This is a genomic window from Limnobacter sp., from assembly GCF_964228395.1.
In the GTDB taxonomy this organism is placed as follows: domain Bacteria; phylum Pseudomonadota; class Gammaproteobacteria; order Burkholderiales; family Burkholderiaceae_B; genus Limnobacter.
Genome location: NZ_CAXQZX010000129.1, coordinates 95,211 through 101,495 on the forward strand (window position 1 = coordinate 95,211; position 6,285 = coordinate 101,495).

Below are 6,285 nucleotides of genomic sequence, written 5' to 3' on the forward strand. Positions count from 1 at the left end.
GCCTCACACCCCCGATTGTTTGATGAGTTGTTTGCAGCGCCAGTCAAAGTAATTCACCATAATCCAAAAATTTTTAAACGCCGGGTTTCGGGTCTGTTTGTGGTGGTATCGGTAATAAATTTGCTGGGCAATCACGGCCAGGCGAAACAGGCCAAACACCTCATAGAAAGCCCAGTTGTTGGTGCTCAAGCCAGTGCTTTTTAAGTAATGCTCAACAATTTCACGGCGGGTCATCATGCCCGGCAGGCTTGATGGCTGGCGTTGCAGCATTTTCATCAAAAAATTGTCGTCTGCCTGCACCCAATAGGCCAGTGCGCTGCCAAGGTCCATCAAGGGGTCGCCCACCGTGGCCAACTCCCAGTCCAGCACGCCGATCACCTCGGTGGGCATGTTGGGGTTTAGCACCACGTTATCAAGCCGCCAATCGTTGTGGATCATGCAAAGCTTCACATCTCCGGGGCAGTGCGCGTTGAGCCATCGGCGCACCTTTTTGAAGGAGCTGACATTCCATGTGCGGGCCTTGTCGAAGCGCTGGCTCCAGCCATCCAACTGGCGGCGGGTGTAGCCCTCGCCCTTGCTTAAAGCCTCCAAGCCGCTGCTGTGGATGTCCACTTGGTGGAGCTCTATAAGCTTGTTCCAGACGTTGGTACACAAGGTTCGGGTTTGCCGCGCATCCAGAGCCAGCCCTCGGGGCATGTGTTTGCGCAGAATGATCCCCTCAATGCGATGCATCACATAGAATTCGCTGCCAATCAATGATTCGTCGCTGCAGTGACCCACCATGGTCGGTACACCGGGGTAAATCGGTTTTAGCATGGATTGGATGCGGTGTTCGCGCCCCATGTCGTGCGCCCCTTTGGCCTTGGTGCCCTTGGGTGGGCGGCGCAAAATGAGGTCAGCTTGCGGGTATTTCAGGCGATAGGTCCAGTTGGAAGCACCGCCTGAAAATTGAGTCACCTCCACCGTATCGTCCACCTCGACACCTTGCGTGCGAAGCCATCCGGTGACGGCTCCAACATTCAATTCTTCGCCGGGTCGAACCGCTCCACCTTGATCAATCACGCTTTGGCTTGCGCTCATTTAAAACCCCGCTTCATCAATTCAATGCGGGCAATCAAACCTTTGTGCACTTCATCCGGTCCATCGGCCAGGCGCAAACTGCGCGCTTGAATGTAAAAGCCAGACAGGGGCGTGTCGCGGCTAACACCAGCGCCCCCGTGCATTTGTATGGCCATGTCCACCACTTGCTCCAGCACATTAGGGGCCACCACTTTGATGGCCGCAATTTCGGTCATGGCACCCAGTGCGCCCAATTGGTCCAATTTCCAGGCGGCGTATAGGGTGAGCAGGCGGGCTTGGTCGATGGCCACACGGGCTTCTGCCACCCGTTCGCGGTTGCCGCCCAGGTTGATGATCGGCTTGCCAAAGGCCACGCGGCCCATTCCGCGTTTGATCATGAGGTCCAGCGATTCTTCTGCAGCGCCAATGCAGCGCATGCAGTGGTGAATGCGCCCTGGTCCCAGTCGGCCCTGTGCAATTTCAAAGCCCTTGCCCAGCCCGGCAATCACATTGCTCGCAGGTACCCGCACGTTGTTGAATTCCACCTCGCCATGGCCGTGCGGCTCGTCATAGGTGCCAAACACGGGCAGCATGCGTTTGATGGTCACCCCTGGGGTATTGAGCGGCACCAGCACCATGGTGTGTTGGTGGTGGCGATCCAGGTCCGGGTTGTTGGTGCGCGCCATCACAATGGCGATTTTGGCGCGCGGGTCGCCAATGCCACTGCTCCACCACTTGGTGCCGTTGATCACCACTTCCTCACCGTCCAGTGTGGCAGTGGCCTGCATGTTGGTGGCATCGCTGCTGGCCACATCGGGTTCGGTCATGCAAAAGACCGATCGTATTTCACCGGCGAGCAGAGGCTCTAGCCATTCTTTTTTTTGTGCGTCGCTGCCGTATTTCCACAGCACTTCCATGTTGCCGGTGTCTGGTGCGTTGCAGTTAAACACCTCAGGGGCCATCAGGCTGCGGCCCGTTTCTTCGGCCACCAATGCGTATTCCATGGTGCTCAAGCCTGCGCCCAGTTTTTCGTCGGGCAAAAACATATTCCACAGTCCGGCCTCGCGGGCTTTGGATTTGAGGGCTTCCATTTCAGGTGGAATGCGCCAGTTGACCCATTCACGGCCATTGCATTGGGCTTCAATTTTGTCCCAGTAGGCCGCTTCCAAGGGGGCGATTTCAGTGCGCATAAAATCGCGCACGCGTTTCACAAAGTCTTTGGCTTTTGCGCTGGGCTCAAAATTCACACCGTGTCTCCTTGTTGTTTGTGTTCGGGGTGTTGTCCTCCGATATGATGCATGCTAAATCAAAAACTGGAGGCTCAACAGCATGCGTGTTTTGGTCAACGTGTTTGCGGCCTTGCTTTTGCTCGTGATTGCCTTGGTGTTGCTGCTGTTTTTGCTGCCCTCGCCCATCCAGGCGGTGGCTTGGCAAGCGCCCGCGGCCCCTGGGATGGACGATGGGCCATACGCGCGCAACGCCTTGCTTGGCGATGCCACCGTGCATGGCAGGGCCAATGTGTTGCATGCCGAATCGTTTGCTATTGGTCCCGATGGAGCCGCCTACACGGGCTTAAGCAATGGCGACGTGGTTCGCGTTGAACGTGAGGCCCTGGCCGTGCCGCAAGCAGCGCAGCAGTTACCCATGAAGCGGGTGGGCAACACCGGTGGGCGACCATTGGGTCTGGTGTTTCATCCCGATGGCTACCTGGTGGTGGCCGATGGCGTGCGCGGTTTGCTTAAATTAAGCTTGCAGGGTGAAGTGGCTGTTCTTAGTACAGCATCTGAAGGATTGCCCTTTGCATTTGTAGACGATGTGGATGTGAGCGCCGATGGGCGCTACGCCTACTTTTCTGATGCATCCAGCAAGTTTGGTTTAAGCCACTACACGCTGGACATTTTGGAACATGCAGGCAACGGTCGCTTGTTGCAATACGATTTTGAGACTGGCCAAACCACCACCTTGTTGCACGGTTTGCAATTTGCCAATGGCGTGGTGTTGTCTCACGATGGGCGCTATGTGCTAGTCAACGAAACTGCGGCATACCGCATTACCCGTTATTGGTTAAAAGGCGAACGCGCTGGGCAGGCCGAATCGTTTGTCCAAAATTTACCTGGTTTTCCAGACAACATTCGACGGGGGGCCGATGGGCATTATTGGGTTGCCATGCCCTCGCTGCGCGATCCGTTGGTGGACAAACTTGCAACGTACCCCGCAGTGCGCAATGGTTTGGCCACGCTTCTGCAGCATATTGAATTCCCCGTAAAGCCCCACGCCATGGCTTTGGCTTTTAATGCGGAAGGAAATGTGGCGGCCAATTTGCAGGCGCCCAAGGCGGGCGGTTACTATTACTACATTACTCAGGTAACGCCATGGGGCGATCAGTTGTTGATGGGGTCGGTGCACATCACTGGCCTGGCTGTGGCCCCCAATCCATTGGCGAAATAATGTTTTGGCCCTCATCCAACGGCGGGTGAGGTTTTGCATCCAGCAGGCCGCCTTTGGCGTAGTAAATACGTGAACGAACCACTTCAACCGGACCCCAGTGACTTTGATTACGAGGCCGCCCTGTTGGCTTGTGCCCGGGGCGAAAAGTTTGCATTGCAGGCCATTTATGCGCGAGACAGCCGATGGCTGTTTTCAGTGGCCTACCGCATTGTGAAGCGCCGTGAATTGGCTGAAGAAGTACTTCACGACGCCATGCTCAAGGTGTGGAACCGGTCCAGGTTATACTCCCCGGCCTTGGGTTCTGCCCGCGGGTGGGTGTACACCGTGGTGCGCAACCAGGCGTTGAATGCGGTGCGAAAAAAATCGCTGGAGGTGTCTTCTGAGGAACATGAAGTGCCCGACCTGCCCGGGCGGGACAATCTTGAATTGGCGCAAGACGCCCAAAAATTAAGTGCATGTTTGGCCAAACTGGATGACACCAAACGAAATGCCATTGTGCTGGCGTTTGTGGATGGCTATACGCACGAGCAAATTGCGAGCAAACTGGAATCACCCTTGGGCAGTGTGAAGTCGTGGATACGCCGAGGGTTGCTGAAATTGAAGGAGTGTTTGTCATGACCGAGTCGCAAGCAGACGCCAAGGTGGTCGAGGCTGGCGAATATGTGCTCGGCGTGATGTCAGACGCCGAGCGCCAAGAATTTGAACGTCGCATGGCCCAAGACCCCGAGCTGGCGGCCGAGGTGCGTCAGTGGACCGAGCATTTTGCTGCCATGTCCCGCAAGTTGGAGCAACAGCCAGTTAGCCCCACGGTGTGGCAGCGGGTAAGCCAGTCTCTGGATCGCCAAAGCCCGCCGCCTAACCATTCAAGCAGCCAAGGTACCTGGGCATGGTTGTGGAAAGGTTGGGCCGTGGCCGCCAGTGCAGCGGTGTTGGTGTTGGCCATGCAGGTGGGGCAGCAAGCCGCCACCGAGCAGGCGGGTCCACGCTACGTGGCAGTGATGAAAAGCCCCGATAAATCCAGCGAGTGGCTGGTGGAAGCCCGCCCCAAAGGGATGCTGCGTGTGTACCAAATTGGCGGTTTGCCCATTGAGGGCGACCCAAGCGCCATGGGCAAATCCTTGCAGTTTTGGACCAAGGCGCCGGGCGATGCCACCCCCACATCCCTGGGTTTTGTCAAGTTGGGCGAGCCCCTGGAATTGCCAGCCGACGTGTTGCACAAGTTGGTGGACCAGCAGTTGTTTGAGGTCACGCTTGAACCTGAGCAAGGCTCGCCTTATGGAAACCGTCCTTCGGGGCCTGTGATGTTTATTGGCAGTGCGGTGGCTTTGGCAAAATAAAAAAAGCCCAGCTAAAAGACTGGGCTTTTTAAGACTACAAATTTTAGAATCGAACTGAAAGGGCACGGACATCCGTGCTGACCACACTGCCGCTGCCAATCTCGTTGGTGCCGCTTGCAACAGCGGCTGCACTCACCGCGCCAGTGCTCAAATCGATGTTGAACAAACTGAAGGCGCCTGTGGTGCCGCTCCGCCCGGCAATTAAGCGCATGCCGTTGTCACCGCCAGACACGTCAAAACCACCATAATCGTTGAAGGTTTGGCCTGTTGAACCAATCACGGTTTGTGTGCCGTTGTTGGGTGGGTTTTGCTGCAACAAACGGTTGTTGTCTGCATCGATATTGAACATGCGGGTGGATGTGGGCTGCGGGTTGGCAAAACTGTTGGTGTATGCAATTTGTGCAATGCCAAAACCCGTGCCTGATCCGCTCAGGGTCAAATCTGTGTCTGTGGTTGTGGCGCCTGTGCTCTCTAGGTTGGCACCAGGCACACGGTAGTTCTTGGACACATTGTCACCATCGCCCGAACTGACAATTCGCAACGCATCGGCCACTGGGTTGAAGTCGATGGCGTAGTTTTTACCCGCGGCCACGCCGTTGACAATTTCGGTGGCCACACTCAGCGTGGAGCCCAAAGTGGCTGCGCCAGTGTCAGGGTTGATGGTAAAAATTTTCCCCGCGTTGCTTAGACCGTACAAGCGACCATTGCTGGGCCGGAAGTCAATCGACAACAAGCGCTCGCCACTGGGCAAGCCCGTGATGGTGGACGCTGTGGCCGTGTTGGGTGTGCGTATGCCAAATCGGAGCAGCCGCTGGCTGCCCGCTGTGTCGCCATCCAATGCCACGGCTTGTGGGGCGGTTTCTAGGGCCAAGGTCATGCCCACCACGCCTTGAATATTGATGGCGCCCACTGCAGTGGCCGCAGGCCCAGCAACAGGCAAGGTGGCCGTGGAGTCGGGGATGGCGATGGAGTAAAAGATGGTGGAGCTGCCCACGGTGAGCAGGGCAAACCCCCGGTTGTTGCTGGCGTCAATGTCAAACCCAGTGGTGCCAGTGATGGCTGTGGCCGATCCAAACAAAGGAGCTGCCACCGCGGTTGCACCACCATTGGGGTTGGTTTGTTGAATCAAATTTCCATTGGTGATGTCCAGGTTGAACATTCGGGTGCTGGTGGTGCCATCAAAGGAATTGGTGTAGGCGGTCGCTGTGTCGGCAAATGGCGTTGCAGATGCGTCAGTTCGAGCCAGGTTGCCGTCCAAAAAGGTCGAGCCCAGCACATTGCCCCCGCCGGCGTTCATCACAATGCGCAGGTTTTGCCCGGTGTTGCTGATGACACGCAATGCATCGGCGGCCGGGTTGAAGTCCACCCCAAAGGATGTGGCCGCGCCGTCGATGCTGGTGTACATCGAACCTACTGCCGCGGTCAGCGTGGCCACGGCTGT

General features: G+C 56.7%; 6 protein-coding genes. 3 read left to right on the forward strand and 3 right to left on the reverse strand.

Features of this window, described 5'->3' with window-relative positions:
• Nucleotides 1-3: 3 nt before the first annotated feature.
• Nucleotides 4-1,080, reverse strand: coding sequence for a phosphotransferase family protein (locus tag ACEQU8_RS11300; RefSeq protein WP_370263680.1), 1,077 nt, complete (start codon nucleotides 1,078-1,080; stop codon nucleotides 4-6).
• Nucleotides 1,077-2,306: an acyl-CoA dehydrogenase family protein gene (locus tag ACEQU8_RS11305; protein ID WP_370263681.1), complete on the reverse strand. Its 1,230-nt coding sequence runs from the start codon at nucleotides 2,304-2,306 to the stop codon at nucleotides 1,077-1,079. Before ACEQU8_RS11305 ends, ACEQU8_RS11300 begins: the two co-directional genes overlap by 4 nt.
• An 82-nt stretch (nucleotides 2,307-2,388) precedes the next feature.
• Between ACEQU8_RS11305 and ACEQU8_RS11310 the strand changes: the two genes are divergently transcribed.
• The 3 genes from ACEQU8_RS11310 (at nucleotide 2,389) to ACEQU8_RS11320 (ending at nucleotide 4,844) form a co-directional block, all read left to right on the forward strand.
• Nucleotides 2,389-3,507, forward strand: coding sequence for an SMP-30/gluconolactonase/LRE family protein (locus ACEQU8_RS11310; protein WP_370263682.1), 1,119 nt, complete (start codon nucleotides 2,389-2,391; stop codon nucleotides 3,505-3,507).
• A gap of 69 nt (nucleotides 3,508-3,576) precedes the next feature.
• Nucleotides 3,577-4,125 (forward strand): sigma-70 family RNA polymerase sigma factor, encoded by a 549-nt coding sequence (locus ACEQU8_RS11315; RefSeq protein WP_370263683.1) that lies wholly within the window; start codon nucleotides 3,577-3,579, stop codon nucleotides 4,123-4,125.
• Nucleotides 4,122-4,844, forward strand: coding sequence for an anti-sigma factor domain-containing protein (locus ACEQU8_RS11320; protein WP_370263684.1), 723 nt, complete (start codon nucleotides 4,122-4,124; stop codon nucleotides 4,842-4,844). Before ACEQU8_RS11315 ends, ACEQU8_RS11320 begins: the two co-directional genes overlap by 4 nt.
• Nucleotides 4,845-4,887: 43 nt before the next feature.
• On the opposite strand, the gene ACEQU8_RS11325 is transcribed toward ACEQU8_RS11320, so the two are convergent.
• Nucleotides 4,888-6,285, reverse strand: a 1,398-nt coding sequence (locus ACEQU8_RS11325; protein WP_370263685.1) for a DUF4394 domain-containing protein, incomplete at its 5' end; no start/stop codon positions are given.

What these genes read in the sequence shown, in the direction of transcription:
- ACEQU8_RS11320 (WP_370263684.1), top strand. Translation starts at nt 4,122, where the DNA reads ATGACCGAGTCGCAAGCAGACGCCAAGGTGGTCGAGGCTGGCGAATAT.
- ACEQU8_RS11310 (WP_370263682.1), top strand. Translation starts at nt 2,389, where the DNA reads ATGCGTGTTTTGGTCAACGTGTTTGCGGCCTTGCTTTTGCTCGTGATT.
- ACEQU8_RS11300 (WP_370263680.1), bottom strand. Translation starts at nt 1,080, where the DNA reads ATGAGCGCAAGCCAAAGCGTGATTGATCAAGGTGGAGCGGTTCGACCC.